Origin of the sequence: Nitrosospira multiformis (assembly GCF_003050865.1) — a bacterium.
GTDB classification, from domain to species: domain Bacteria; phylum Pseudomonadota; class Gammaproteobacteria; order Burkholderiales; family Nitrosomonadaceae; genus Nitrosospira; species Nitrosospira multiformis_E.
In genome coordinates, this window is sequence record NZ_QAOK01000028.1 from 14,293 (window position 1) to 38,906 (window position 24,614).

At 53.2% G+C, this 24,614-nt stretch carries 28 protein-coding genes, 1 pseudogene and 1 other annotated feature; of the genes and pseudogenes, 20 read left to right on the plus strand and 9 right to left on the minus strand.

The genetic code is table 11. The annotated features are described in order from the left end of the window. Nucleotides 1-17 precede the first annotated feature (17 nt). Nucleotides 18-377, minus strand: coding sequence for a conjugal transfer transcriptional regulator TraJ (gene traJ / locus C8R21_RS12665; RefSeq protein ID WP_107763032.1), 360 nt, complete (start codon nucleotides 375-377; stop codon nucleotides 18-20). Between the two features lie 287 nt (nucleotides 378-664). Here traJ and C8R21_RS16705 point away from each other — a divergent pair, with 287 nt between their 5' ends. The 3 genes from C8R21_RS16705 to C8R21_RS12680 are packed head-to-tail and all read left to right on the plus strand — an operon-like array spanning nucleotide 665 to nucleotide 2,192. Beyond that, nucleotides 665-1,012: a TraK family protein gene (locus C8R21_RS16705; protein WP_107763033.1), complete on the plus strand. Its 348-nt coding sequence runs from the start codon at nucleotides 665-667 to the stop codon at nucleotides 1,010-1,012. Beyond that, on the plus strand, nucleotides 1,012-1,740 hold the full coding sequence (locus tag C8R21_RS12675; RefSeq protein WP_107763034.1) for a nucleotide-binding protein: 729 nt from the start codon (nucleotides 1,012-1,014) through the stop codon (nucleotides 1,738-1,740). Before C8R21_RS16705 ends, C8R21_RS12675 begins: the two co-directional genes overlap by 1 nt. Then, entirely contained in the window at nucleotides 1,737-2,192 is a 456-nt protein-coding gene (locus C8R21_RS12680; RefSeq protein ID WP_107763035.1) for a hypothetical protein, read from the plus strand. The genes C8R21_RS12675 and C8R21_RS12680 overlap by 4 nt, the downstream gene beginning before the upstream one ends. Nucleotides 2,193-2,199: 7 nt before the next feature. On the opposite strand, the gene C8R21_RS12685 is transcribed toward C8R21_RS12680, so the two are convergent. The 3 genes from C8R21_RS12685 to ssb all read right to left on the minus strand — a co-directional run bounded on the left by C8R21_RS12685 (nucleotide 2,200) and on the right by ssb (nucleotide 4,349). Further along, complete coding sequence (locus tag C8R21_RS12685) at nucleotides 2,200-2,559, minus strand: KfrB domain-containing protein (RefSeq protein ID WP_258192400.1); 360 nt, start codon at nucleotides 2,557-2,559, stop codon at nucleotides 2,200-2,202. A gap of 19 nt (nucleotides 2,560-2,578) precedes the next feature. Then, nucleotides 2,579-3,541 (minus strand): ParB/RepB/Spo0J family partition protein, encoded by a 963-nt coding sequence (locus tag C8R21_RS12690; RefSeq protein ID WP_107763036.1) that lies wholly within the window; start codon nucleotides 3,539-3,541, stop codon nucleotides 2,579-2,581. A 403-nt stretch (nucleotides 3,542-3,944) separates the two neighbouring features. Next, a complete protein-coding gene (ssb, locus tag C8R21_RS12695; RefSeq protein WP_107763037.1) occupies nucleotides 3,945-4,349 on the minus strand; it encodes a single-stranded DNA-binding protein in 405 nt (134 codons plus the stop codon). 628 nt (nucleotides 4,350-4,977) lie between these two features. Here ssb and C8R21_RS12700 point away from each other — a divergent pair. After that, nucleotides 4,978-6,203 (plus strand): annotated as a pseudogene (locus tag C8R21_RS12700) (IS3 family transposase). Beyond that, nucleotides 5,253-5,368, plus strand: a sequence feature (AL1L pseudoknot). (Overlaps the previous pseudogene by 116 nt.) 121 nt (nucleotides 6,204-6,324) lie before the next feature. Here the strand turns inward: C8R21_RS12700 and C8R21_RS12705 are convergent. Genes C8R21_RS12705 through C8R21_RS12720 form a run of 4 tightly spaced genes read right to left on the minus strand, consistent with a single transcriptional unit; the run spans nucleotide 6,325 to nucleotide 9,551 of the window. Further along, nucleotides 6,325-7,293: a replication protein RepA gene (locus tag C8R21_RS12705; protein ID WP_107763038.1), complete on the minus strand. Its 969-nt coding sequence runs from the start codon at nucleotides 7,291-7,293 to the stop codon at nucleotides 6,325-6,327. 45 nt (nucleotides 7,294-7,338) lie between these two features. After that, a complete protein-coding gene (locus C8R21_RS12710) occupies nucleotides 7,339-7,665 on the minus strand; it encodes a TrfB-related DNA-binding protein (RefSeq protein WP_074748480.1) in 327 nt (108 codons plus the stop codon). A gap of 42 nt (nucleotides 7,666-7,707) precedes the next feature. Next, entirely contained in the window at nucleotides 7,708-8,769 is a 1,062-nt protein-coding gene (locus C8R21_RS12715; protein ID WP_107763039.1) for a ParB/RepB/Spo0J family partition protein, read from the minus strand. Then, nucleotides 8,766-9,551, minus strand: coding sequence for a ParA family protein (locus tag C8R21_RS12720; protein WP_107763040.1), 786 nt, complete (start codon nucleotides 9,549-9,551; stop codon nucleotides 8,766-8,768). Before C8R21_RS12720 ends, C8R21_RS12715 begins: the two co-directional genes overlap by 4 nt. A 227-nt stretch (nucleotides 9,552-9,778) precedes the next feature. Between C8R21_RS12720 and C8R21_RS12725 the strand changes: the two genes are divergently transcribed. From C8R21_RS12725 to C8R21_RS12750, 6 genes are all read left to right on the plus strand, one after another. After that, nucleotides 9,779-10,192 (plus strand): transcriptional regulator, encoded by a 414-nt coding sequence (locus C8R21_RS12725; protein WP_258192401.1) that lies wholly within the window; start codon nucleotides 9,779-9,781, stop codon nucleotides 10,190-10,192. Between the two features lie 122 nt (nucleotides 10,193-10,314). Next, entirely contained in the window at nucleotides 10,315-11,280 is a 966-nt protein-coding gene (gene trbB / locus C8R21_RS12730) for a P-type conjugative transfer ATPase TrbB (RefSeq protein ID WP_107763041.1), read from the plus strand. 3 nt (nucleotides 11,281-11,283) lie between these two features. After that, nucleotides 11,284-11,712 (plus strand): TrbC/VirB2 family protein, encoded by a 429-nt coding sequence (locus C8R21_RS12735; RefSeq protein ID WP_107763042.1) that lies wholly within the window; start codon nucleotides 11,284-11,286, stop codon nucleotides 11,710-11,712. Then, entirely contained in the window at nucleotides 11,699-12,010 is a 312-nt protein-coding gene (locus tag C8R21_RS12740) for a conjugal transfer protein TrbD (protein ID WP_107763043.1), read from the plus strand. The genes C8R21_RS12735 and C8R21_RS12740 overlap by 14 nt, the downstream gene beginning before the upstream one ends. Then, on the plus strand, nucleotides 12,007-14,661 hold the full coding sequence (locus tag C8R21_RS12745) for a VirB4 family type IV secretion/conjugal transfer ATPase (RefSeq protein WP_107763044.1): 2,655 nt from the start codon (nucleotides 12,007-12,009) through the stop codon (nucleotides 14,659-14,661). Before C8R21_RS12740 ends, C8R21_RS12745 begins: the two co-directional genes overlap by 4 nt. Beyond that, entirely contained in the window at nucleotides 14,658-15,455 is a 798-nt protein-coding gene (locus tag C8R21_RS12750; protein WP_258192402.1) for a VirB8/TrbF family protein, read from the plus strand. Before C8R21_RS12745 ends, C8R21_RS12750 begins: the two co-directional genes overlap by 4 nt. Nucleotides 15,456-15,668: 213 nt before the next feature. Here C8R21_RS12750 and C8R21_RS15955 read toward each other — a convergent pair whose 3' ends face one another. Then, nucleotides 15,669-15,818 (minus strand): hypothetical protein, encoded by a 150-nt coding sequence (locus C8R21_RS15955; protein WP_181258940.1) that lies wholly within the window; start codon nucleotides 15,816-15,818, stop codon nucleotides 15,669-15,671. 22 nt (nucleotides 15,819-15,840) lie between these two features. Between C8R21_RS15955 and trbG the strand changes: the two genes are divergently transcribed. The 10 genes from trbG to C8R21_RS12800 all read left to right on the plus strand — a co-directional run bounded on the left by trbG (nucleotide 15,841) and on the right by C8R21_RS12800 (nucleotide 24,512). Further along, nucleotides 15,841-16,692: a P-type conjugative transfer protein TrbG gene (gene trbG / locus C8R21_RS12755; RefSeq protein WP_258192403.1), complete on the plus strand. Its 852-nt coding sequence runs from the start codon at nucleotides 15,841-15,843 to the stop codon at nucleotides 16,690-16,692. Nucleotide 16,693: 1 nt separating this feature from the next. Further along, on the plus strand, nucleotides 16,694-17,209 hold the full coding sequence (locus C8R21_RS12760; RefSeq protein ID WP_107763045.1) for a conjugal transfer protein TrbH: 516 nt from the start codon (nucleotides 16,694-16,696) through the stop codon (nucleotides 17,207-17,209). Nucleotide 17,210: 1 nt separating this feature from the next. Beyond that, nucleotides 17,211-18,542: a TrbI/VirB10 family protein gene (locus tag C8R21_RS12765; RefSeq protein ID WP_107763046.1), complete on the plus strand. Its 1,332-nt coding sequence runs from the start codon at nucleotides 17,211-17,213 to the stop codon at nucleotides 18,540-18,542. Further along, complete coding sequence (gene trbJ, locus C8R21_RS12770; RefSeq protein ID WP_107763047.1) at nucleotides 18,535-19,326, plus strand: P-type conjugative transfer protein TrbJ; 792 nt, start codon at nucleotides 18,535-18,537, stop codon at nucleotides 19,324-19,326. The genes C8R21_RS12765 and trbJ overlap by 8 nt, the downstream gene beginning before the upstream one ends. A gap of 9 nt (nucleotides 19,327-19,335) precedes the next feature. Continuing rightward, nucleotides 19,336-19,545 (plus strand): entry exclusion lipoprotein TrbK, encoded by a 210-nt coding sequence (gene trbK / locus C8R21_RS12775; RefSeq protein WP_107763048.1) that lies wholly within the window; start codon nucleotides 19,336-19,338, stop codon nucleotides 19,543-19,545. A 5-nt stretch (nucleotides 19,546-19,550) separates the two neighbouring features. After that, on the plus strand, nucleotides 19,551-20,873 hold the full coding sequence (gene trbL / locus C8R21_RS12780) for a P-type conjugative transfer protein TrbL (RefSeq protein ID WP_107763057.1): 1,323 nt from the start codon (nucleotides 19,551-19,553) through the stop codon (nucleotides 20,871-20,873). A gap of 17 nt (nucleotides 20,874-20,890) precedes the next feature. Further along, the gene (locus tag C8R21_RS12785; protein ID WP_107763049.1) at nucleotides 20,891-21,343 is read left to right on the plus strand and encodes a conjugal transfer protein TrbN; all 453 of its coding nucleotides are present in this window, start codon (nucleotides 20,891-20,893) and stop codon (nucleotides 21,341-21,343) included. 446 nt (nucleotides 21,344-21,789) lie between these two features. Next, nucleotides 21,790-22,167 (plus strand): hypothetical protein, encoded by a 378-nt coding sequence (locus tag C8R21_RS12790; protein WP_107763050.1) that lies wholly within the window; start codon nucleotides 21,790-21,792, stop codon nucleotides 22,165-22,167. Beyond that, nucleotides 22,164-23,408 carry a hypothetical protein gene (locus tag C8R21_RS12795; RefSeq protein WP_107763051.1) on the plus strand — a complete coding sequence of 415 codons (1,245 nt, stop codon included), beginning with the start codon at nucleotides 22,164-22,166 and terminating at the stop codon, nucleotides 23,406-23,408. The genes C8R21_RS12790 and C8R21_RS12795 overlap by 4 nt, the downstream gene beginning before the upstream one ends. 171 nt (nucleotides 23,409-23,579) lie before the next feature. Further along, a complete protein-coding gene (locus C8R21_RS12800) occupies nucleotides 23,580-24,512 on the plus strand; it encodes a lipase family protein (protein WP_107763052.1) in 933 nt (310 codons plus the stop codon). The last annotated feature ends 102 nt before the right edge of the window (nucleotides 24,513-24,614 follow it).

Sequence of the window (24,614 nt, forward strand, 5' to 3'; positions counted from 1 at the left end):
TCCCCTCCCCTATTCCTCTATCGAGTGAGGACTTTCTGCATGATGGCGCGTATCGCTTCCTGGTTGCGCTCGATCCTGGAGAGGAGCGTGCGCAACTCCTCTGCCCGAACGCCCCGCAACCGCTCGTCATTCGTGAGCCACAGCTTGAGCAATCCGCCCAGGCGCCCGAGATCACCGTTGACCCTGGCCAACTCCTCGATGCGCTGGTAGTCGAGCACGGTATGGACCTCAAAGCCTGCACCCACGCGCAGCAGGAAGGTAGACAGGCTCAAGCCTGCCGCTTTCGCGTTCTCCGCTATCTGCGCTTTTTCTTCGGGAAGGCAGTACACCTTGATCGGGGTACTGCCCTTGCGCGTGGGCTCCTGCTCCTGTTCCATGCTCTCCCCTGTCGGCGGCGGCAGCCGCGCCCAATCAGTTTGCCCCGCAGGGCAAGATTCCCGTTGAGCACATCCGTGCGAATAAAGGGAAAAGTGAAGGGGGAATGGCCGCTTGCGGGTAGGCCCACTTCACATATCTTGCCCTCACTCTCTTCGGAACAAATTTCCAGTGCTCTGAATTCTTTCGGGATTCTTTCAAAGATGTATTGAAGTTAGCAAAAATACTTCGGTTGTGCAACATAAATGTTCGATATATTATTGTTAGTAATTCATTAAACTGAACTAATATGAGCAACCTTTCTTACAGAATATCGGTACGAGTCAGAGACAACAGATCCAGCAGGAATGCCCGCAACCTTGCTGCGTTCCTCGCTCAGCGCGATGAGATTCGCAATGCGCTCGAAGACGGGTGGACGGTCTATCAGATTTGGGAAACTCTTCACGCGGAGCAAAAGATAACGACGAGCTATAACGCATTCTGCAGCCAAGTCAATCGGCTGATTATCAAGCGAGAGGAAACTGCATTACCTAAGACGAAGAGGGCTTATCAATCACCTTCCCCGCCTCGTCACGCAGCAAATACCGCTGGCTTCACCTTTTCTTCAACCCCTTTAAAAGACGAGGAGATACTCTGATGGCAAATGTACATATGATTCTGCAAGGAAAAGGCGGCGTGGGTAAATCTTTCATTGCCGCTGTGCTTGCGCAATACATGAATGCAATGGGGAAAAAACCCCTCTGCATTGATACAGATCCGGTAAATGCAACCTTCCACGGATATAAAGCGCTCAATGTCCATAAGCTTGAAATTATGGAAGGAGACGAGATCAATCCTCGCCATTTCGATGCATTAGTGGAACTGCTTGCTTCGTCTAAGCAGGATGTCATCATCGACAACGGGGCAAGCTCTTTCGTCCCGTTGTCGCACTATCTCATTACGAATCATGTGCCGGCACTTTTGTACGAAATCGGGCATCGGTTGATGGTGCATACCGTTATCACAGGCGGCCAGGCATTGCGCGATACGGTGAGTGGTTTTGCGCAAATGGCTTCCCAGTTTCCGCAAGATGTGTCGTTTGTAGTATGGCTCAACCCCTACTGGGGCTTAATTGAACATGAAGGAAAACGTTTCGTAGACCTGAAGGCCTGCAAAGACTATCGCGACCAGGTGACGGCCGTAATTGAGATTCCTGCATTGAAACGTGAAACCTATGGGCATGACCTGTCAGAGATGTTGCGAGCGCGGCGCACGTTTGAGGAATCCTTACAGCTCGCTTCACTCCCGATCATGGTGCGCCAGCGTTTGAAGATTGTGCGCGACCAGCTTTATAGGGGGCTCAGCGGCTTGGTGACGCCCGCATGAATAGTAATGAAAAGAATAGCCTTTCCCAGGAGTGTGATGCGCTTGATGAAATCATCCGAGAAGTGGCTATTCGTCATGGTATCTCCGTTGGACGCGATGATCCTATCCTGATGACTTATACCATCAACAGACAGGTGATGGAGTCCGCTATAGGTATTCAGAAGATGATCTTGAACGACCACCTAAAGGGCTTGAGAACACTTTCAAAGGAGCTACAGGATGAAGCTGCAGGGCGGCTGGAACAAACCATGCGCGAAGCCGCCAATAGCATCTGTCTAGCCCTCGAACAGGAAGCAAAACGTCTCTTCAGTCTGCAACGAATGGAAAATGAGATGGTAGCCCGCAAGATGATGGAGGAATACAGGCATTTGCAGCGCTCCTCCAGCATTAGCTTCCTAGTTTCGTTCCTTGGATTCGCCATAGCTCTAGCGGTGTTATGGTATACAGGGTAGTAATGAATTAGCGGGACAATCTTCTGCTTTTGCTCAAAGCAGCGTCCGCCACAAGGGCTTTCCCCTGCTCATATGAAATGGAAACGGGCTTGCCATATTCGGGGATGGAGTCGAATACTTGGAATAGATGCCGAACAATATTCTGTTCTGTTTTCTGGTATACGTAGGTCTCATCTGCATGAAACACAATCCCGTTGTGCTGCACAGTGGGATCTACATCCTTCGCGAGATAGGCATTATAGATTCCAGGCTTGAGGCGACCGGCCTTGGAAACCTTTTGCGTAATCCACTCTCCTCCCTGCTCCTGCTGGAGAAGACGCTGCCCATTCATGACAAGGATGCGCTCTTTCTTTGCTGATACTTCCACTCCCCTCCCCTTTCGTAAACTACTCACCCTCTGCCAGCCCGACAAGCTGAACGTCATTCATTGCGTGTTCTTTCTCTTCCCCGCTATCCTGATATCGAATCCATGCTCTTCCGAAGCGGGAAGGACGGCGATAGTAAAGTAAATACCCAATCCGATCATCAATGCGTACCTGTACGAGTGGCTTTCGTAGCTTGAAAGGATTTGTCGTGCGCCGTTTGCGCTCGTGAGATGTTGTTTCTGCTTCTAAATGAATTTCTTGAGGAGCCAGCGTGGAAGAGGATTCCTGCTTTGCGCGCCTATCCAGAAAGTCTCGTAGGCTCCTTATGGAGTGGCGCGTAACCTCTACAGTTGAATCATCGAGCCATATTTCCACATCATCAGGATACAGTTTCCATACCGTGAATAGCTGAGTGAGTGCAGAAACATCTTCGCACCGCCCCGAATTAAATACTTCAGCGAGCGGCTCGGGCAGCTTTAGAAGATTACTGTAGTAAGTTACAAATGGAGGGGTTTTCCCCAATTCTTTGGCAATCTGAATCCGTTGCTTTCCCTTTTTTTCTTCCTGATCTATCAGGATTGCCCATTCTCTCGGCGTAAAGTTAGCGTGATGAGCATTGACGATAATCTGATCTATTTTCGTAAAATCGGGATCAATAAACGCAGGAATAGACTTTTTACCTGCCATCTTAGAGGCTCTATAACGCCGGGCCCCATCATTGATAATGTACCGACCTGGTTTCTCCGTATTAAGATGTACTGAGATTGGGTTTTTAACGCCCCTGTCGCGGATTGTGTCCGCCAATTCTTGAAGGAGCTGAGGATCGAAAACGGTTCGAGGCTGGTTTGGATCTTCATCTATCAAATCCAGCGGCAATTCTATTGGACTATGTGAGGTAGATACCGATTCCTGTCGGGAATCGTTCAGAGACGGTGCGATATGTCGGCTTGATTGATCATCTGTTTTTTTTTTGGCTTTTACCATCTAGAAATCCCCAGCTACTTTTTAATCAAAATGAGTCTAGCAAAAACTGGGGATTTATTTAAGCCGCGTAAATGATTATTTACCTCATCTTTTTGATGTAACAAAACAGATCATGCAGGTGTAGAGGAGAAAATGAAGAAAAAAAGACCAGTCAAAGTATAAACCGGACCGTGAAAAACCAATCAGCATACGGAAAAACTGAAAAGTAACATCATAGCGAGCAACCAACGTAATACGGGCCAAAAAAATGCAACCAGAAACCACAGAATGCTAACGAACCTTGATACTACTTTATTGCCCATATGAACTCTGGGTGGATTTGAATAGTTGAGGTTTCCCCTTATTGGAATAACATTCATTTCAAAATCCTTTGTCAGCCCTTTTTAATCGGTTGTTAGCTTGCTCAATTTTTTTCAGAATGGAACTCCAGCACTTCTTCATCTAAAGTCGATCCATCCACTGGATGCTTGCTGGGTTGCTTGTTTAACATTCTAAGCAGGTTGCCTGCTATTTCTGTTGTAAATCGCCTTTTGCCGTCTTTGTCTTCCCAATAATGGGTTCTGAGTTTTCCCTCAAGATATACCAGTGCTCCTTTCTTCAGATAGTCCCTTGTTACATCGGCTAGTGCTTTGTAAAACACGATTCGATGCCATTCTGTTCTTTCCTGTCGATTACCTTCCCTATCTCTCCATACTTCCGTAGTAGCAAGATTAAAGGTAGCTACAGTTGTCCCATCCGGAGAAGAACGTATTTCTGGATCAGCACCAAGATTTCCCATTAAATTTACTCTATTTAGAGATGCACTCATGGTTTTCTCCTTTCACAATAAAGGCGTAAATATACGATATATTGTATATAAAGAATATGAAATAGCAATATGTGTTTTTGATTATTGGAGAATTTTATGAATAGTTTTTTACTTTTGTTCTGTGTTCTCAACAGCGTGGGTAAAACCACGAGTTTTTAAGAAAAAATTATAAAAAAATGATTTAGGCAAGGCCGAAGGCCGCGTCAGAGAAGATTGGTTTTAAAGATTAGGAATCCTGTGGGCAATCCCTGTGGGAAATCTTGTGGACGAAGGTTTATCGTCCATCAGGTTTTCCATCAGGGTTGTCCATAGGGTAGATGAGGGTGTACTGAATGTTGGTGAGGCTTAAGAAATTCCAAGTTGGAATATTTATCCACAAGTTTCCCTGCTCCAACTATCGGAGATATATATAGGTAAAACCTAAAGGCTAACCTATCGGTTTAGGGGGGGTCTAATTAGGCATGAATGAGGGGTCTAATTAGGCATATATTTGTCAATTCAGGGGTCTGATTAGGCATGGATGGGGGGGTCTGATTAGGCGTGGATAGATAACGGACCCCACTGAGTTATACACACTGTGAACCGCCCCGGGTTTTGTAGAGGCTTCAATATCTGAGAGAATGGAGCCATGAAGAAACAGAACAAATTTCCCCCCGAGGTGCGTGAACGCGCCGTGCCCATGGTGCTGGAGCACCGTGGCGAGTATCCATCGTTGTGGGCCACCATCGAATCGATTGCGCCCAAGATTGGCTGTGTACCGCAAACCTTGAACGAATGGGTGCGCAAGCATAAAGTTGATATGGGAACGCATAACGGTGTTACCAGCGAGCGTGAACGGGTCAAGGAGCTTGAGCGGGAGAACCGGGAGTTGCGCCGTGCCAATGAGATCCTGAAGCTGGCCAGCGCGTTTTTCGCCCAGGCGGAGCTCGACCGTCGATTCAAGTCCTGAGAGATTTCGTCGACCGGCATCGAGCATCTAGGGGGTCGAGCCGATCTGCAAATTGCTGCAGATCGCCCCGTCTGGCTATCGACATTATGCCGCAGAGCAGAGGAATCCTGCATTGCGTTGCGCGCGTGCCAAGCGTGATGACATTCTGCTGCTACAGATTGAGCGGGTTTGGCAGGCCAATATGCAAGTCTACGGCGCTGACAAAGTCTGGCGTCAACTCAATCGGAAGGAGAGCGGGTGACACGCTGCACGGTCGAGCGGCTTATGAAACGCATGGAGTTGCAAGGTGCGCGACGTGGCAAGATTGTACGTACCACGATTGCCGATACGGCAGCGCCTTGCCCATTGGACCGGATCAATCGGCAGTTCAAAGCAAATCGTCCTAATCAGCTTTGGGTCTCAGACTTTACCTATGTTTCGACTTGGCAGGGCTGGTTGTATGTGGCCTTCGTGATTGATGTGTTTGCCAGGCGCATCGTAGGCTGGCGCGTCAGCAACTCCATGCAAACGGACTTCGTGCTCGATGCGCTCGAGCAGGCTCTCTATGCGCGTCAACCTGAGAAATCAGAAGGCCTGGTACATCACAGCGATAGAGGGTCTGAATGTCTCTCCATTCGCTACACTGAACGTCTCGCCCAGAGGCGGGTATTAAGCCTTCCGTAGGCAGCCGTGGCGACAGCTACGACAACGCATTGGCTGAGTCAATCAACGGGTTGTACAAGGCTGAATTGATCCATCGCAAAGCGCCCTGGAAAACCAGGGCGTCGGTGGAATTAGCGACTCTGGAATGGGTATCCTGGTTTAACCACCACCGGTTACTCGAACCTGTCGGTTATATTCCGCCAGCTGAAGCAGAGGCAAACTATTATCAGCAACTGGCCCAAAAGGCCACGGTAGAAGTTTAACTTAAACCAAAAAGCCTCCACGAAAACCGGGGCGATTCACTGAATCATAAGGGGGGTCGGATTAGGCATAGTGCTGATCGCACCATGATCTAAGTTTGTTTCCAATCAGCTTCTGTGAATACTAGAATCCCTTATACGGAATTGGAGGAGGAGACGGCATAAGCATGATTCCTCCCGTAACCTGTTTTACCTTGGCTTCCGGGTAGACTGAGAGAGCAGCGCGTAATGCTGGTAAAAATTTCTTTTTAAAATCTTTGTCTGCATCTTTACCTTGGTATTCCTGCGCAAATTGATCGCGCAGATTAGCCCAATGCAGAACTATTGGTCTGCCCTGAATTCTATGTAAGCGCTGCGCAAGCCAGGTGTAAACGTCCAGAGCTAATGCTGAACTCTTCAGCGCCATAAAAGCGCGTAGATCGAGAGGTACAGCATGATCCTTCAGGGTGAGGTAATAATCCTGAGAGAATGTAACTGATCCCGGCCAAAAGGGACGTTGCTTTTCTTCGGTATTGAGCCACGCTTCAAAATGCTTGATGGGTTTGCCTTCGTAAGTGTGGGCCCGACCGTTTGCGTTAAAACCTAACGTCATGCGACATGCGGATAGTGCTTGTACTTGCTTGCGGAAAGTTGTGTAGACTCCGTTGCGGCCACCATTAATATTTTTGTGTCCAAGCATCCGTAGGAATTCGCTTGCACTGTCTCCTACAGGAATTTCTGGTGAGTTGAAACGTACGGCATAGGTGTTCATCCAGGCTAACATTAGGCGTGGCATTGCTCCGTATGGGATTGGTTGTTGGACAAACTGCTTGCCATCCCATAACTTTCCGGCTTCTACCAATAATGCTGCGCCACCGGAATAACGTTCAAAAGAATTACCTTCTACTTTGGAGCGAGGTAAGCCTACCTGGCACATTATAGAGTGCATGTAGGCTCTATCATCATCATCTGGACGCTCGCCAGCAATCTCTGCAGCAGTCTTGACCAGGCGTTTCTGGTTTCTCGTTAGGGGTGGGGTTGCTGGCGAATTTGTCTCAGCTTGTTCAGCTTCTTTTTGACCAATGGCTTGATCCAAAGTCTTCTTTTGTATCATCTTGAGAAGCCCCTGCGGTTGTTTCGCATTTACAACGCATTTGCGTCAACTGTTCTGAGAAAAATACTTGATCCGTTCACGTTCCACTTCGGTAAGAAATCGATTGAGCATTTCTTGAGGAGCACACACCGATGCTCTTACCCAATCCGGGGGAAACATGGAGTTTCGAAGGTATGCGGAATGAAACTTGTCGCGGATGGCCATTACGCGTTGGCGCGTGAGCTGGTATCGCGCAGCAACCTCAGACATATCTTTTCCCTCCACCAATATTTCGCGAGCAATCACTACGCTTTTCTCCTTTAGCCGTGTATTTCGAGCAACTCTCTCAAAATCAGCTGCGGGAATACGATAGCTATCTAACATTTGTTGCATGAAATCCTCTTCTAGCTAGCGGCATTCCTGCCGGTTTGTTGTTTACTTGCGATTTGCCAAAGTGTCGAGGGTGTGGCAGATTCTATAGAGCTCAGTTTGTGCGTGAACTACACTTTGCAATGTGTCGCCAAGCAGATCGAGTACATCGTGGCGTTGTTGCAGAAGCGTGGAAAGGAGATTCATTTGTTCACAAATGGAGCGTGAATGCTCTGCAGCTTCGGCAATATGCGAAACTGCGTCTGGGTGAAGTTCGGGTTGATGGAAGTCATTTATTCTTCCGTCAGCAGTTTCTAATTCTCGCATGCGAGAATTTTCTTCCTGTTGCTCCTTTTCGTTCGCTTTGGTGTCTCGATGTTTTTCTCGCATGCGAGAATTTTCTTCTTGTTGTTGCTCCTTTTTATTCTTTTTGGCGCCTTGAAGCTTTTCTCGCACCATCTTGCGCACATTGGCATTTGGATCAATTTTCGCCTGCTCGATCACGCTCTCAGCGGCAGCTGGATCGGTTTTTTCCAATCGATCAAGGTCATTGACTGCTGTAATGTCGGCCGTCACACGGTCAATCACAGCTTTGCTCGCTACGCCACCCGTCTCAACCACCTCAAGAAACTTGATTCTCTCGGCTACCCAATTAATGCCCTTGTTCCATTCAGCGGCCACTTTATCGAGAGTCTGAAGTCGCTCCTTATCGTCGCGTAGTGCTATTGCAATTTCCAGTTGTGTCAGATTCTCACGTTGAATATTTTCTGCGCGCTGAGTACGTCGCGCTTGTTCTTCGGTTATATCCCGAACGACTGCTTTAAGCTTCAGACCCTTTAGTTTACAGGCACGCCAACGCCGTTCACCTGCGACCATTAAGTATCGGCCTGCATGCTCTGGATTTTTTCGCAAGACGGCGGGTTCATGCTGCCCATCGCGTTTCAGATCATTGGCAAGCTCAGTTAATGATTCAACTGTAAAACCGGGATTATCCTCACTGCGAAGCTGTTTTAGACAGTCGATCAATGCAGGATCGATTTCCTCAATGCGCTCACCAGGTAGTGATGCCGCTGCTCCCTGCTTCTGAATTTGGGACAGCTTGCTGATTTTTGTTCCAAATGCGCTCATGACAAAGGCTCCATTAATTTAAATCCAAGACGGGTTAAGACAGCATCGCACGCTCGTCGCATTTCCTTGGCAGATGCACGCTGATTGCCGCTGCGTGCTCGATGCCAGACCGCGTGGCCTTGAGCCAGGGCCGTTGCTACACATGCACGAGCAATGATCGCTTCATCAAAAATAAGCTTGCCATACGCTTCACGTAATTCAGGGAGTGCCTCAACCTCGTTGACAGATTTGCTGTTGACCATGTTGGCGAGGAAACCAAGATGGTTTAGGTTAGGGTTGTATTGCGATTTTACCCCGGCAATTGTTGCTTGCAGTTTGGGCATTCGTGCAAACGAAAACGGGGAGATGTTGAAGGGCGAAACGACTGCATGTGAGGCAACTAATGCGCCAAGCATTCGTCGCTGTAGATTTGGAGGAGTATCGATAATGCAAAAATCGTAGTTGCCGTTTAATTGAGCAAGAGATAGACGGGGTTGCTCAATCGTTTCAAGTGGCATATCGTCCACGTCAAGGACGTCTACATCGGCTTCTATCAACGCGATTTTTTCGTAAACCTGTCGTGGTTGCCGTCCCTTGATTTCTCCTGTAAATAAATGACTGGCTTTGAGATAGTCGGTGCCGTCATTTTCCTCGATTTCAGGGAATACTTCCGATAGGTCGCCCTCATCAACATCGATTAATAAAACACGGTAGCCTAGTTCAGCCGCACGGAAAGCAAGATGCACACTAAAAGTGCTTTTTCCGACTCCGCCTTTTTGATTGCCTACTGTCAAAATCTGCATAGTTTTGCTCGTTGTATATGATTGGAGAAGGAAGTGTCTGATCCATTTCATTGTTTGTATTGTTAGAGTAGTTGACATGTAAATACTTTGTCAATATCTATTTTGCCATTTGCAAGATTATTTCTTGAAGAAAGTGTTTATAAAATTCTGTTTACTTTGCTCGTATGTCTTTCAAAATCTGGTATAAATCTAACGTTTACGCGGCATAAATAACAAAGCTACTTATAATGTCCCGCCATTTCATCTACCACGACATTTTTTTTACTAATGTTCTTCGGGTCCTCGATGAGCGCAAGATTTCTCAGAGAGAACTTGCGGAACGTGCAGGAATCTCTACTGCCTTCATATCGGACGTTGCTAAAGGAAGGAGCAATCCCTCCCTTCGAACAATGGAAGCAATTTCCGTGGCTCTTGATATTCCATTGCCAACTCTTCTTGAGTCCACCGATCTGGATCGCAAAACTCTTGACGAACTTGCTGGTGGAAAGGCCCCTCAGAGTTTGCCTCCCGGTTATCAGCGTATATGTGCGGTGATGACGGATTACCAAGCATTCTTGGCCCTGCAATGGGATGAAGCGAATAGGCAAAAAATAAAAGGCCCTAAGGCGCACAAAAAGCGTAATAAACCGAATTCCCTGTAAGATTTTACAGTTTCCCTCTCAGTTTTTTCGCGCTAATCTCCCCCACACTTTAACGATAAATTGAATATTGCACAAATGCTATATTCGGTATATCGTATAAATCTTGAGTGTGGGAGCTTTGCATGGATCAAAGGGAACAGCAGGACCTTATTAACAATCGGGCAAAGATAAAGCTCGAGCGCGATCTGGGCCCGGATTTCCTGTCTGCCCTCCATGATCCGCGCACCATCGAGCTCATGCTCAATGCCGACGGCAGGCTGTGGCAGGAACGCCTGGGCGAGCCGATGCGCTGTTTCGGCACGATGGACACGGAGCTCGCGCAAAACGTCATCCGCAATGTTGCGGGAATGCATGGGCGCGAACTCACGCGCCACAGCCCCACCATCGAGTGCGAATTCCCGCTGGACAACTCGCGCTTTGCCGGTCAGATCCCGCCCGTGGTTCCGTCAGCCGTATTCGCCATCAGGAAGCGTGCAGTCGCCGTCTTCACGCTTGACGATTACGTTGCGGGCGGGATCATGACCTCCGCGCAATGCGGGCGCATCAAATCAGCCGTCGCCTCCCGCGCCAACATCCTCGTCTCCGGCGGCACGGGTTCTGGCAAGACCACCCTCGTCAACGCCATCCTCAACCACCTGATCGAAATCGAGCCCTTGACGCGTGTCGTCATCATCGAGGACACGGGTGAAATCCAGTGCACCGCGCAAAACCATGTGCAGTACCACACCTCGGCGGAGGTGAGCATGACCCGCTTGGTGCGCGCGACACTGCGCATGCGGCCGGACCGCATCATCGTGGGGGAGGTGAGGGGGCCTGAAGCGCTGGATCTACTCATGGCCTGGAACACGGGGCATGAGGGCGGAGTAGCGACATTGCACGCCAATAGTGCTAAAGCCGCTTTGTCGAGGTTGGCACTCCTGATCAGCATGCATCCTGACTCGCCCCGGCCGATCGAGCCTCTGATCGGGGAAGCCGCGCACCTGATCGTGCATATTGCGCGCACCCCTGGCGGCCGCAGGGTCGAGGAAATCCTCGAGGTTTCAGGCTTTGAGAACGGCCATTACTTGACCACAACTTTCAGGGAGTAAGAAATGAGAAGCATTACGCTATTTTCACGTGGAACATCCTCCATCCTGGCCTTTGCTTGTCTCTTGGCCATCTTCTTTCTTGCCATGTCAGGCCAGGCCCATGCATCCGAGGGCATTGGCGGCACGCTCCCCTACGAGAGCTGGCTCATGAACCTCAGGAATTCGGTGACAGGCCCCGTGGCCTTCACGCTGTCCATGGTCGGCATCGTGGTTGCCGGAGGTGCCTTGGTGATGGGAGGGGACTTGAGCGGATTCTTCCGAACCCTGGTGTTCATCGTGCTGGTCTTGGCGTTCCTGGTGGGCGCGCAGAACATGATGAGCAATTTCTTCGGGCGGGGCGCCGAGATCGCCATGAATGAGGCGGTTGAATCTCACGGAACTGCTATTGCGGAAACAGGAGGAACAGGGGAGGGGAGTGATGGCGTTGCGTAGGGTTCCCATCCGTCGCATCGGCCACCGCCACAACCTGCTCTTAGGCGGCGATCGCGTGTGCGTGGCGATGCTGGGCATCGTTTGCTCGGCACTCATCTTCAACGCGCAGGAACTGCGCGCAGCCATCGTCGGTATTGCCTTCTGGATGGTTGGGTTGTACCTCCTGCGCCTGATGGCCAAGCATGATCCCAAAATGATTATGGTGTGGTGGCGCAGCAGGCGCTACAAGGCCTATTATCCGCCGCGCGCCACTCCGTTCCGTGAGAACACCAACTCCCAGGAGTGGCACTACCGATGAATGCCACATCGCTCTTGGGTTTCATCACTCTGCTCGTTGCCGCGACCGGGACCCTGTTCCTCGCCATCCTGTATGGTCGCATGCGGGATGCGGAGAAGGCTCGGCGCCTGAGCCGCCACCGTGACAGGCAAGCCGGCTTTGCCGATCTCCTGAATTACGCCGCGTGCGTGGACGATGGGGTGATTGTCGGCAAGAACGGCGCCTTCATGGCCGCCTGGATGTACCGGGGGGAGGACAACGCGAGTGCCAATGAGGAGCAGCGCAACCTCGTCTCCTTCCGCATCAACCAGGCCTTGAGCAACCTGGGAGCCGGCTGGATGATCCATGTGGATGCCGTAAGAAGGCCGGCCCCCCATTATCCCGAGCGTTCCCGCTCGCACTTTCCCGATCCCATCACCCAAGCCATCGATGAAGAGCGCCGACAGCTCTTTGAAAAGATGGGAACCATGTTCGAAGGCTATTTCGTGCTTACCGTCACTTGGTTTCCGCCGCTGCTCGTGCAGCGTAAGTTCGTCGAGCTCATGTTCGACGACGACGCCGCGCCTGCCGACCACAAGGCCGTTACCCTCAGTCTCATCGAGGACTTCAAGCGCGACTGTGCAACGATCGAGGCGCGCCTGTCCGCTGCCGTATCGCTTGAGCGCTTAAAGAGCAAGCGGGTGGTGAGCGAGGAGGGGCGGGAATTGAGGCATGACGATTTCCTGCGCTGGCTGCAGTACTGCGTGACAGGGTTGAATCATCCCGTGCAGCTGCCGAACAATCCCATGTATCTCGACATGCTGCTGGGCGGGCAGGAACTGTGGCCGGGCGTGGTGCCTAAGATCGGAAGCAAATTCCTGCGGGTGGTCGCAATCGAGGGATTCCCGATGGAATCCTATCCCGGGATTCTCTCAGCCTTGTCTGAGCTCTCCTGCGAGTACCGCTGGTCCACGCGCTTCATCTTCATGGACCCGCATGAAGCAGTCGCCCATCTGGACAAATACCGCCGCAAGTGGCGGCAGAAGATACGAGGCTTCTTCGACCAGGTGTTCAACACCCATACCGGCATGGTGGACCAGGATGCGATGTCGATGGTGGCCGATGCCGAGGCTGCGGTGGCCGAGATCAACAGCGGTGCTTTGGCGCAGGGGTACTACACCAGTGTCGTGGTGCTGATGGACGAGAGTCGCGACGAGCTCGAAGCCCTTGCCCTGCGTCTGGAAAAAGCGATCAACTCCTTGGGTTTCACTGCCAGGATCGAAACCCTCAACACGATGGAAGCCTATCTGGGGAGCCTTCCCGGGCATGGGGTCGAGAACGTGCGCCGCCCGCTCATGAACACCATGAACCTCGCGGACCTGCTGCCGACCTCCGCTATCTGGACGGGCCAAGCGGAGGCCCCTTGTCCCATGTATCCGCCCCATTCGCCGGCACTCATGCAGTGCGTGACGCAAGGCTCGACCGTGTTCCGGCTCAACACCCATGTGCGCGATGTCGGCCATGCGCTCGTGTTCGGCCCGACGGGAGCGGGCAAATCAACGCTGCTTGGCGCCCTTATTGCCCAGGCGCGCCGCTACCGCGGCATGTCGATCTTCTGCTTTGACAAGGGGATGTCGCTCTACCCGCTGTGCAGCGCCACGCGCGGCGATCACTTCACCATCGCCGCGGACACGCAGCCCCACACGCACATCGGTGCGCGCAGTGGTACGCATGTGGACGCGCATTCCGGCCCGTGCCTGTCGCTATCGCTATCATTCTGTCCCCTGCAATTCCTCTCCTCCCAGGGCGACCGCGCCTGGGCCATGGAATGGATCGATGCGCTCCTGGCATTAAACGGACTGATCACCACACCCGCACAGAGGAACGAGATCGGGCTTGCGATCACGAGCATGCACGGGAGCGGCTCGAAGACGCTCTCCGAGTTCTACACCCTGATCCAGGATGAACCCATACGCGAAGCGCTCAAGGTCTACACGGTGGAAGGCAGCATGGGCCATTTGCTCGACGCGGAGGAGGATGGGTTGTCGCTCACAAGCTTCACCGTGTTCGAGATCGAGGAATTGATGAACCTGGGCGACCGCTATGCACTGCCGGTGCTCCTGTACCTCTTTCGCCGCATCGAGCGCTCGCTCAAGGGCCAGCCTGCCATGATCGTGCTGGATGAAGCCTGGATCATGCTCGGCCACCCCGTCTTCCGCGCCAAGATCAGGGAATGGCTGAAGGTCTTGAGAAAAGCCAACTGCATGGTGTTGATGGCAACACAAAGCCTCTCGGATGCCGCCAATTCCGGCATTCTCGATGTGATCCAGGAATCGACCGCGACCAAGATCTTCCTGCCGAACGTGTATGCCAGGGACCAGGATACGGCGGCGCTCTACCGGCGCATGGGGTTGAACGACCGGCAGATCGAGATTCTGGCAACCGCCATCCCCAAGAGGCAGTACTACTACGTCTCCGAACTCGGGCGGCGGCTCTATGAGCTCGCCCTGGGGCCGCTGGCCTTGGCGTTTCTCGGGAGCACCGACAAGGAGTCGATCGCGGCGATCCAGGCGCTGGAAGCGCGCCATGGAGAGCAGTGGGTGCGCGAGTGGCTTGCCCTGCGGGGACTCGATCTGAACGACTATCTGGATAACCGCGTGAATGAACACGGCAGGGAGGCAATGGCGACATGAGCACGAACGTAGGTGCGGGTGCGGGCACGGGCGTGATGCGAATGATGAAATCGCTGATTTTAAGAAAAAGCCAGGGCGAGGATGAACGCCGGACAGATGCGGCGATGGTGGACGGGAGACGGGCAGGGGAGGAGGAGAATCCTTACCTGTCGGCGCGGCGCACCTGGAACGAGCACATGGGTGATATGGCGGCCTCCCGCAGGAACTGGCAGATGCTGGGGCTATTGTCGCTCCTCATTGCCCTAGCCGCGGTGGGCGGCGTCATCCACATCGGCAGCCAGGCGAAATTCATTCCCTACGTGGTGGAAGTGGACAAGCTCGGGCAGACCCTGGCCGTCGCTCCCGTCGATCGCGCGCAGGAGGTCGATGCACGCATCGTCCACGCGGCTGTCGCTTCCTTTATCCAGCAAGCGCGCATGGTGACACCGGATGTTGCCCTGCAGAGGAAGGCGATCTTCGGAGTGTATGCCATGCTCTCGCCCGAGGACCCGGCCACCGCCAAGATGAACGAGTTCATGAACGGCAGGCCGGAAGCGAGCCCCTTCAGGCGCGCGGAGCGCGAGATGGTGAGCACCGAGATCGTCTCGGTGATTGCGCAATCCCCGCAGACCTGGCAGGCCGACTGGACGGAAACCGTGCGCGATAGGCAGGGGATCGTGAAGAACAGTTACCGCATGAGGGCACTTGTGACGGTATACGTGGCGGAACCGTCTCCCGACATCAGCGAGGCGCAGCTGCGCAACAATCCGCTTGGCATCTATGTCAGCGATTTTGCCTGGTCGAGACAACTCTAGGAACCTCAAGGCTTTCATGAAAATTCCCCTGCGATATCTCCCGGCGTTTTCCCCGACCAGGCTTGCGGTGGCGCTCGCGGCAGGCCTGCCGCTGGTCGCGGTCACCGCGGCGATCGCCAACAATACCCTGCAGCAGCCCAAGTTGCCTGAGTTGCTGTTGCCGCAACAGTCAACCCAGCTGCCCCAGCCACCCCAGCTATCCAGGACGGCAGGCTACATCGCGTCCCCCCAGGACAAGGTGCCGGCGCCACAATCCGCTCCCGGGAACCTGCTTTCCGGCACGCCGCCACTGCCACCTGGCCCGCCTGCTTCCCCTATACCTCCCACACCCCCCACGTCCTCCACACCGCCAATGCCGCCCATACCGGTTGCCTCGGTTCGGGATTTGCCAGACCCGCCAGAGGCAGCGTCTCCCCAGGCCCTGCATTTCAGCAATCCGGAGATCAGGCTGTCGCCGCAGGAGCGCGCAGTCCTGGCTTTGGCCAAAAAATGGAAGGCGGGGGCGTCGACCCAAGGGGTGAAGCCTGTGATCGGAGGGGACGGCACCATCCGCTTCCTCTATGGGGCCACGCAACCCAGCATCATCTGCGCCGTTTTGCAGGTATGTGACGTGGAGCTGCAGCCGGGCGAGCAGGTCAATTCCCTGCACCTGGGCGACACGGCCCGCTGGACGGTGGAACCAGCCGTCACAGGTTCCGGCAGGATGGAAGTGCAACACCTCATCATCAAGCCGATGGACACGGGCTTGGAAACCTCCTTGATCGTGACCACCGACCGGCGCACCTATCACCTGAGATTGCGCTCGCACCGCAGCGAATTCATGCCGCGGGTGGCCTTCACCTACCCGGAAGAGGCCATGGCCAAGTGGGAGAAAATCAGGCGCCAGGAGCAGGCCGCCCACGACAACCAGATCATGCCGGGCACCGGCGAGTCTCTGGAAAACCAGGACTTCGATTACACGATCGAAGGGGAGGCCGCGCGCTGGAAACCGCTGCGGGTTTATAACAACGGAGTGAAGACCATCATCCAGATGCCGGCAACGATGAGCCAGACTGAGGCCCCGATCCTGCTCGTGGTGCGCAAGGATGGGGGCTTCTTCACGGATGAGGAGTCGGTGCAGGTCAACTACCGCCTGCGGAACGGCCGCTTCATCGTGGACGGCATCTTCGACAAGGCCATTCTCGTGGCAGGCGTGGGCTCCAGCCAGGACCGCGTCACCATCACACGGGGGAAGTGATATGCGCAGCTTGATTCCATTGCTTCTCTGCCTTGTTCTTGCCGGTTGCGCCAGCCTGCAGGAAACCCGGCAGCAAAACCGCAACAGTCTGGCCGATGACAGGATTGCACAGGACGCCACCAACCAGCTGGCACAGCTCTATCCGCCGGCGAAAACGCAATTCAACTTGGGTCTATCTGAGCCCCGGGAGTTCGGGAAACTGCTGGCCGCAAAATTGCGGACCAGGGGCTATGCGGTTTCGGAAACCGTGAAGACAAAAAGAGTTTTGTTTGCGGACACCTTCGCCGGATTCCAGCAGAAACCGGGCGTTCAATCGGATGAGCCCCAAGCCCGGGGCATGGAAACTCCCACGGCAGCAGGGCAGGGCACAGAGCTTTCCTATACCCTCGATACTCCGGAGCACGCCTCACTTTATGCCATCACGTTGAAGGTGGGTAACAGTTATCTCTCGCGCGCCTATCTTCCGGATGCCAAGGGTGTCGCCGCGGCGGGCGCCTGGACTTATAGGGGGCAATGATATGAACGATCCCATGGCGCCTTCAGCTTCCCCGAACCGGTTGCAGACAAAATGGGGCGTGCGCCGCGCAAACGACCTGCCGCTCTATTTGCTTGGGGTGGCCGCCGCCATCTTCCTCATCGTCATTGGATTGGTTGCGATGGACCGGGCAAAGACCAAGCACAGAGAAGAAACTGCGAAGACTGCCGCAGGGAGCAATGCAGCCATGTTCGCCAACGAGATCGCGGGCGAACACAAGGGCGGGATGATCCCGGCAGTCGAGCCGGTAATTCATGACAACAGCTATTCGGAGAATCCCAATCTACCATCCGTGCCACCCATGCCTGCCAGTCTGCCTTCGGCAAGGCATCCTGCAACTGCTGAGACGCAGGAAATGCAGCGCATCCGGCAGCTTAAAGTGCAGCAGTTCGAGGAGGCCTTGAAGGCGAAAACCGGGGTGCAAATCGCAAGGCGTGCATCGCAGGACGCACCGAGGACGCAAGCTGTTCCGGTCTCGAACACCGATCCCACCGTCGTGTACAAGGAGCGCCTGGCAAGCCTCAAGGGGGCAGGGCTTATCGCGCATGAGGATTATGAGGATGCAGGACAAACACAGCAGGAGCGCTCGCCGCGCAACGATATCGGCGCATTCGACAACAGGGAAGGGAATGACCGGTGGAAACTTGATTCCAGACCCACGCCGCCGCGCTCGCCCTTTACAGTGCTCACAACCTCCGTCATCCCGGCAACACTCATTACCGGCATCAATTCTTCCCTGCCGGGCAAGATCTTCGGACAGGTGAGCCAGGACGTGTTTGATACCGCCACCGGAAAATACCTCCTGATCCCGCAAGGCACCAAACTGGAAGGGGAATATTCGAGCGAAGTGGCGTACGGCCAGGCAAGTGTCCTGGTGGCGTGGCAGAGGCTGGTTTTTCCGGATGGGAAGACCATGGATATCGGAGCCATGCCCGGTTCCACCGGAGCAGGCTACGCGGGCTTCACCGACCAGGTGAACAACCATTATGCGCGCCTGTTTGGCACGGCGATCCTGATGTCCGCCATCTCCGCGGGGGTTGCCTTGAGCCAGAGCAGGAACCAGATCGGGGGCACCTTCGGCGCGCCCACGACCAGCAGCGTGTTGAGCGCCACCCTGGGGCAGCAACTCGGGCGCGTGATCACACAGATGATCTCGAAGAACCTCAACATCTCGCCCACGCTTGAAATCCGCCCGGGCTACCGCTTCAACGTCACGGTGACGAAGGACATGGTCTTGGCTCGCCCGTACCAGGCTTTCGATTACAGGGGAGGAAGGCTGAACGAAAATACGCCGAATGGAAATACGAATGGATAAAGGATTGAATAAAGGCGCACCCTACACAGCCCGGGCAATCGCTGCTGCCGCCATGATCGCAGGCCTGTCTGCTTGGCCGATCCAGGCAATTCAGGCCGGTGGAGTTCCCGTTTTTGATGCCGCGAACATGCAGCAGAACGTCATCTCGGCGATCGAGGGCGTGAACCAGACCATGAAGATGGTCGAGCAGTACCAGCTGCAGCTTCTTCAATACGAGAACATGTTGCGCAATTCGGTGGCTCCCACCGCCTATGTCTGGAACCGGGCCCAGATGACCACCATGCGCCTGATGGGCGCAATGAACACCCTGCAGTACTACCGCAACCAGGCAGGCAGCCTCGATGGCTACCTGCTTCGCTACCAGAACCCGTCCTACTACATGAATTCGCCCTGTTTCGGCCCCAATGGCTGTACAGTAGAAGAGCGTGCGAGCCTTGAAAATAACCGGCGCCTGAATGCCGATGGCGAGAAACTTGCAAATGATGCGATGCTTCGCAGCCTTGAGCTGCAGGAACTGGAATTGCAGGCGGATGCGGCAAGGCTCGAGCAATTGCAGCGCAATGCCGAGGATGCGCCAGGGCAGATGGCGGCAATCCAGGCAGCAAACCAGCTCGCGAGCAACCAGGCGAGCCAGCTCATGCAAATCCGGGCGCTCTTGATCGCACAGCAGAATGCCGAAGCAGCACGCCAGGCGAGGATTGCGGATATAGAGGCGCAGCAGGCGGCTGCGGCAGTACAGGCAAGGCGGGGTACCTTTCAAAAGAGTCCGCCACGTGAATGGTAAGGAGAGGATATGAAATTAAAAGCATTAAGCATCATTTTGATGAGTATTTTATTGTGGGCTTGTAATGGTGGTGAGCCACCGGAGAGCCCAAGAATCAAGAATCCTACTTGCGAGGATCTGGGAAAAATTACTGATGAAGCAGAGCATAAGGCCTTGCTCGCAAAATGCCCTGATTATCTTCCTGGGGGTACAAAAAAAAGCCCTCCACGTGAATGGTGATCAATATGAGAACACCAAGTAGAGTAATTGGACTGCCTTTCTTGTTGTTCTTAGTGTTTACCCTATTCTCGATCCAAGCCCACGCGGAAATCGCAAATATAAGCGTGCTGGATAACATATTGGATCGCTATCATACGGCCGCATCAGCATGGCAAACGGTTATTACGGAGCGTGCCAGCTGGCTGTTTTGGCTGTTGGTAACAATCAGCATGGTATGGACGTTCGGCCTGATGGCGCTGCGGCGGGCGGATATAGGCGAATTCTTCGCAGAGTTTCTCCGCTTCACGATCTTTACCGGCTTCTTCTGGTGGCTGCTCATCAATGGGCCTGCTTTTGCCAGCTCGATTATTGCCTCGCTTAAGCAGATCGGTTCCGAGGCCAGCGGACTACGCGGAATGGGGTCTCCGTCCAGCATTGTGGATATCGGTTTCGATATCTTTTATCGGGCGTTAGATCAATCTACGCTTAGCTTACCTGTTGATAGCATGACCGGCATCATCATGGCGGCAATTATCCTCATCATCCTGGCGCTGATTAGCGTCAACATGGTGTTGCTTCTGGTATCCGGCTGGATACTGGCCTACGCCGGTATTTTCTTCCTTGGCTTCGGTGGTTCGCGTTGGACTTCCGAGATTGCGATCAACTATTACCGCACGGTCCTGGGGGTTGCGATATCACTCTTTGCCATGGTGCTGCTGGTGGGCATCGGCAAGACCTTCCTGGATGATTATTACATTCAGATGAGTGGCGGTCTCAGTCTCAAGGAAATGAGTGTTCTGATGGTAATTTCCATCGTGCTGCTCGTGCTGGTCGACAAGATTCCACCCATGCTAAGCAGCATTGTGGGCGGTGGGGCAGGGGGGATAGGTAACCTGGGTGCCGGCACAGCGATTGCCGCGGCCGCAACTGCAACAGGTGTTGCCACCGGCATGATGATGGCCTCCGCCGCCAATGCGGCAGGGGGAGCATCCGCAATCAAGGCTGCGTTCGACGCTGCTCACGCCAGCATGGAAGGCGGCATGGGAATGTTTGCCGAAACGCAACCCAGGCAGGATACGCCATTGGGCGGACTAGCCCAGGCCATGGGCACGCCATCGCGCTTTGTAGCTGAAATGGGCTCTCACCTCGCTCGAGGTGGGATGGAGGTGGTCAAGAGCGGCATTGCTTCGCAAGGCGGGCGTGTCGCCCAAACCCCCGGCGGAAAAGTTGCCTCAGCCATTCGTTCCAACATTCCTGAGCCCCAATTCAAGGGCAATGCGTTTGCCGGATCGACGGAGACGAAGCTGGATGCGGAAGCGGAAGCTGCTGCCTTCCGGGACAGCAAGTAACAGGGCAGGGGAGTGTGATGGATCTGCCTCCTGATTTGCCGGAGCGCGTCGTCTGTTCGATCCAAGCTGCCGTGAAATACGAAGTCCCAGCAAACATCCTTCTCGCCGTGGCCGAGAAGGAGGGAGGCAAGCCGGGTCAATGGGTGCGAAACTCGAATGACACCTACGATATCGGCCCGATGCAGTTCAATACCGCGTATCTTTCCGACTTGGCCAAATATGGCATCAGGCCCGAGCATGTGGCGCAATCGGGATGTTACCCATACGCGCTCGCCGCCTGGCGTATCCACATGCACATCCGCAACGACCGGGGCGATCTGTGGACGAAAGTGGCCAACTACCACTCCTATACGCCGCACCTCAATGAGTCATACCGTGCAGACCTGATGCGAAGGGCGGCCAAGTGGGAAAAATGGCTCAATTCCCGCTTTGCTACCAGGGAAGTAACCTTTCGGATTGACAAGCGGTAGCAATGTGGATGATCGGCTAAAGCCGAGCGTCCGGCAGCACTAGCTTGGCCCATGGACAACCCTGCTGGAAAACCTGATGGACGGATAAGGCTACGTCCACGAAGTTTCCCACAGGGATTGCCCACTGGCTTCCCGGACTTTCATCCACATAAAATACAACCTTCCTGACGCGGCCTTCGGCCTTGCCCAAGCTATTTTGATTTTTTCTTTAAAATCTTGTCGGCCGGCCAAAATGAGACTTGACCCCAAGTAGACGCTGAAGCCGCAGAGTGTAGCGCTATCAAGGATGAGCGCACATTGGTTCTTCTCTTCAGCTTATCTACGCGCTCCGGCTACCCCAGCTGCCCCTTGAATGAGAGGAGTATTGCTCTGCTATATTTGAGAATAAGGAATTTAACAATCCTTGTATCCGTAGACATTTTTCCATTGGGGTAAGCGAGAACCAAATGACGAATAAAACTGATGCAGAGCAAATCCTGAAGTTACTTGACGACAAGGTGACGCCTCTTGACACATTATTTGCGAGTCTCGGCGAATCTCTATCAGGACATGAAGGATTTGGTACCAACACGATTGCAAAAGGTCGTGCTGCTTTTAAGAATGCAAGAGTCTGGTTAAGCAAAGAGCTTTGTCCAAAAATTAATGAGCCAGAAATTCGTATTCTCGTAACGAGCCAGCAGAGCAGCGACATGGTTGCGGCAGTCAGTGTAATTGCCGCGCTACTGGAATCATCACCTTCGGGATTTGCACTCAACGGAACTTTGGTCGCAGTCATTATTGTTCGTATGGGCATTCGCAACCTTTGTCCAGACTTGCCACCATGAATCGCGCGCAAGAAATCAAGGCCGCTTGGGCCAGGATTGCACCATTCTATGATCCGATCGCGGGCGATGAGGATGCACATCAGGTGTTGCGTAATCCTACCGAGCATGCGGGGGAGATTTCCCAAGCTCTAGAGCACATTCGCCTTATTGATCGTTCCACGCACGGCGCAGTAAGTAGATTAAATTACCAATTTTGCTTTGAGCCATGCATATGGCAACGCGGGGGCGAAGCTATACTCCAAGCTCGCGCGTTGCAGCAAATTGCAACTTGGTGTGAAACTCAACCTCAAGCCGATTCCATGCTTCGTGATGTAGTAGTACGCCACACCTTTGATCCTAGGCACAGTTTTGCGCCACCTCAGCATGTTCCTTCTGAGGGGTTCCATTTTCTTGTTATACGATTTGCATATCAGGAGCTTCTAATGCTGTCAACGAGAGCATTGGTGGAACTGCTCACAGGTCGGCTTGATGGCAATGCTTGGGAATTACTCGCAACAGCAGATAATACTGGCCAGTTGCGGGGCGAAGCGCCTCGGCTACTCCGCCAGCTGTTGGGCCGTATGTTAACTAGTGAGGCCTTCCATCCGCTCATTTCGAAAGAAAATCCATTACGGCAGTTATGTCAACGAAGCAAATGGTTTGATAAAGCTACAGAATCTTATGGAGGTGGAATAACTTCTTTTGAAGTGGCGCTCAGTTATTCAGGCCAGGACTTTGCAATAGCTCATGAACTGGGGCACTGTCTTGCAACTCAGAGCTTTGAGTCAAGGTTCGACGAGGAATGTGCTGCTGACCTAGCGGGCTTTGGGTTATATGCGCTCAGCTGGGGATGGCGTGACGAGATTCTCGAAGAATGCCCGCTAGGCCAAGCTTCGCGTATATCGCTTGGACCTACTTGGTTTTTCTATACCGCCAAATTGCTATATACCGTTAGGACATTGCTATCGCGTCGATGGTATCGTCTAGGATTGAACCCCTGGTCTATTGGATTACTAGACGACGATATGGACGAGCTATCGTTTATTGTCGCTCGTTGGGAAAGCAGCAAGGCAGCTGTGCAGCATTACTTGGCTGAGGTACAGAGAAGAGGCGCCGTTAATAATCCTGGCGATTATTTTGTCGTACGTAATCTCGTACGATTAATGGATGCTTTTCTTTATGCCCTCGAAGGCTGGATTGAAGATATCCCTGAGGAAGATATCCTCTTCGTAGAGAAGTTGGTGAGGGACAATTCTTATTGAAGGCCTAGAGATCATAGGTTGGTGTTTTTACCAAGCATTGGCTAAGGATAACTCGATGAAGAGTGAGTTCGGTGGCGAAACAGGCGCTATATCTGCCAGTGTTTCTGGGCTATACATATTTGCAAATATGTGAGCTAAAACAAGGCGTCATAACATCGTCAAAGGAGGAACATGGAGTTCTATCGACACTTCAACGACGCTCAGCGTCTTGCTGACAGCATTGATGATTGGGAGGTAGACTCCTTCAGTTGGGAAAAGGGCTACGTCGCCTGCGCATTTGCAGCCGTCGCATACGAGGAGCTTCCGCAATTTGAGCTTAAGAAGGCAAAGCGCGCGAAGGTTATCCCGTGTGACAGGTATCAAGCGCACGTTGCCCGATGGTTCACTGAGCAACGTCGAGCAAGCGTGCGTCAGCTGGATACGAATGCAATCATTGAGATCATCGTTCGAGAAAGAATGGTTGTCGTAATCTCCAAACTCACACCAGTAATCTTCGTCTCCCTACGAGGAACAACGTTTTCCTTTGCCGACTTTAAAGCTGACTTGGATGTACGAAGAGTGCGGTATTCGCTCGGGTTTGGGGAATCTGTCAAACTTCATCGCGGTTTCCTTGATGCCGTCCTTGAATGCTTCGACGAGGTTGTCGAGAAGATCGCCTCCATGAATGATGACAAGCATGTTCTTCCTGTCTACATCACAGGCCACTCCCTTGGCGGTGCAATGGCAGCAATTTTTCACGCCCGTCTCGCTGAGCGCGAGTTTCACCCGTTTGTTCATCGTCGCCGGTCTCGAATTGCCCCATCCGTCTCGTGCTACACCTTTGGCATGCCGAGGTACGGGGACCTCGCGGCCAAGTCCGTGCTTCCACAGCCCTACCACATCTTTAACGAGTTCGACGCGATTCCTACACTTCCGCCAACATTCATTGGATTCGCTGACTCAGCAAACGAGAAATGCCTGAACGCCATCCCTGAGCAAACTGCCATTCTGAATAAAGGCAATTTCGCACTGCGCAGTGGAAAGGGAGTCGCAACGGTTCTGGGAGTCTCGGACCATCGTATGGAGCGGTACGTTGAGCGGCTGGATGTCATGCGCAACAAGTGAGCCTAACTGTTTAGTCCCGCTGTATGCTGGTGTAGAGTATTGCCAGCTACAGAGGGAGGAATTATGGGACAGGTATTACATGGCTGCGCCACAACGACAGAG

Bases quoted from the DNA above. Each gene is read 5' to 3' on its own strand.
- trbB (WP_107763041.1), top strand. From the start codon at position 10,315: ATGGATCAAAGGGAACAGCAGGACCTTATTAACAATCGGGCAAAGATA.
- C8R21_RS16705 (WP_107763033.1), top strand. From the start codon at position 665: ATGAGCAACCTTTCTTACAGAATATCGGTACGAGTCAGAGACAACAGA.
- C8R21_RS12745 (WP_107763044.1), top strand. From the start codon at position 12,007: ATGAATGCCACATCGCTCTTGGGTTTCATCACTCTGCTCGTTGCCGCG.
- trbJ (WP_107763047.1), top strand. From the start codon at position 18,535: ATGGATAAAGGATTGAATAAAGGCGCACCCTACACAGCCCGGGCAATC.
- C8R21_RS12800 (WP_107763052.1), top strand. From the start codon at position 23,580: ATGGAGTTCTATCGACACTTCAACGACGCTCAGCGTCTTGCTGACAGC.
- C8R21_RS12725 (WP_258192401.1), top strand. From the start codon at position 9,779: ATGTCCCGCCATTTCATCTACCACGACATTTTTTTTACTAATGTTCTT.
- C8R21_RS12790 (WP_107763050.1), top strand. From the start codon at position 21,790: ATGACGAATAAAACTGATGCAGAGCAAATCCTGAAGTTACTTGACGAC.
- C8R21_RS12785 (WP_107763049.1), top strand. From the start codon at position 20,891: ATGGATCTGCCTCCTGATTTGCCGGAGCGCGTCGTCTGTTCGATCCAA.
- C8R21_RS12740 (WP_107763043.1), top strand. From the start codon at position 11,699: ATGGCGTTGCGTAGGGTTCCCATCCGTCGCATCGGCCACCGCCACAAC.
- C8R21_RS12765 (WP_107763046.1), top strand. From the start codon at position 17,211: ATGAACGATCCCATGGCGCCTTCAGCTTCCCCGAACCGGTTGCAGACA.
- C8R21_RS12760 (WP_107763045.1), top strand. From the start codon at position 16,694: ATGCGCAGCTTGATTCCATTGCTTCTCTGCCTTGTTCTTGCCGGTTGC.
- C8R21_RS12675 (WP_107763034.1), top strand. From the start codon at position 1,012: ATGGCAAATGTACATATGATTCTGCAAGGAAAAGGCGGCGTGGGTAAA.
- traJ (WP_107763032.1), bottom strand. From the start codon at position 377: ATGGAACAGGAGCAGGAGCCCACGCGCAAGGGCAGTACCCCGATCAAG.
- C8R21_RS12710 (WP_074748480.1), bottom strand. From the start codon at position 7,665: ATGCAACAAATGTTAGATAGCTATCGTATTCCCGCAGCTGATTTTGAG.
- C8R21_RS12735 (WP_107763042.1), top strand. From the start codon at position 11,284: ATGAGAAGCATTACGCTATTTTCACGTGGAACATCCTCCATCCTGGCC.
- trbK (WP_107763048.1), top strand. From the start codon at position 19,336: ATGAAATTAAAAGCATTAAGCATCATTTTGATGAGTATTTTATTGTGG.
- C8R21_RS12750 (WP_258192402.1), top strand. From the start codon at position 14,658: ATGAGCACGAACGTAGGTGCGGGTGCGGGCACGGGCGTGATGCGAATG.
- C8R21_RS15955 (WP_181258940.1), bottom strand. From the start codon at position 15,818: ATGGGCGGCATTGGCGGTGTGGAGGACGTGGGGGGTGTGGGAGGTATA.
- C8R21_RS12680 (WP_107763035.1), top strand. From the start codon at position 1,737: ATGAATAGTAATGAAAAGAATAGCCTTTCCCAGGAGTGTGATGCGCTT.
- C8R21_RS12720 (WP_107763040.1), bottom strand. From the start codon at position 9,551: ATGCAGATTTTGACAGTAGGCAATCAAAAAGGCGGAGTCGGAAAAAGC.
- C8R21_RS12705 (WP_107763038.1), bottom strand. From the start codon at position 7,293: ATGATACAAAAGAAGACTTTGGATCAAGCCATTGGTCAAAAAGAAGCT.
- trbL (WP_107763057.1), top strand. From the start codon at position 19,551: ATGAGAACACCAAGTAGAGTAATTGGACTGCCTTTCTTGTTGTTCTTA.
- C8R21_RS12690 (WP_107763036.1), bottom strand. From the start codon at position 3,541: ATGGTAAAAGCCAAAAAAAAAACAGATGATCAATCAAGCCGACATATC.
- C8R21_RS12715 (WP_107763039.1), bottom strand. From the start codon at position 8,769: ATGAGCGCATTTGGAACAAAAATCAGCAAGCTGTCCCAAATTCAGAAG.
- C8R21_RS12795 (WP_107763051.1), top strand. From the start codon at position 22,164: ATGAATCGCGCGCAAGAAATCAAGGCCGCTTGGGCCAGGATTGCACCA.
- ssb (WP_107763037.1), bottom strand. From the start codon at position 4,349: ATGAGTGCATCTCTAAATAGAGTAAATTTAATGGGAAATCTTGGTGCT.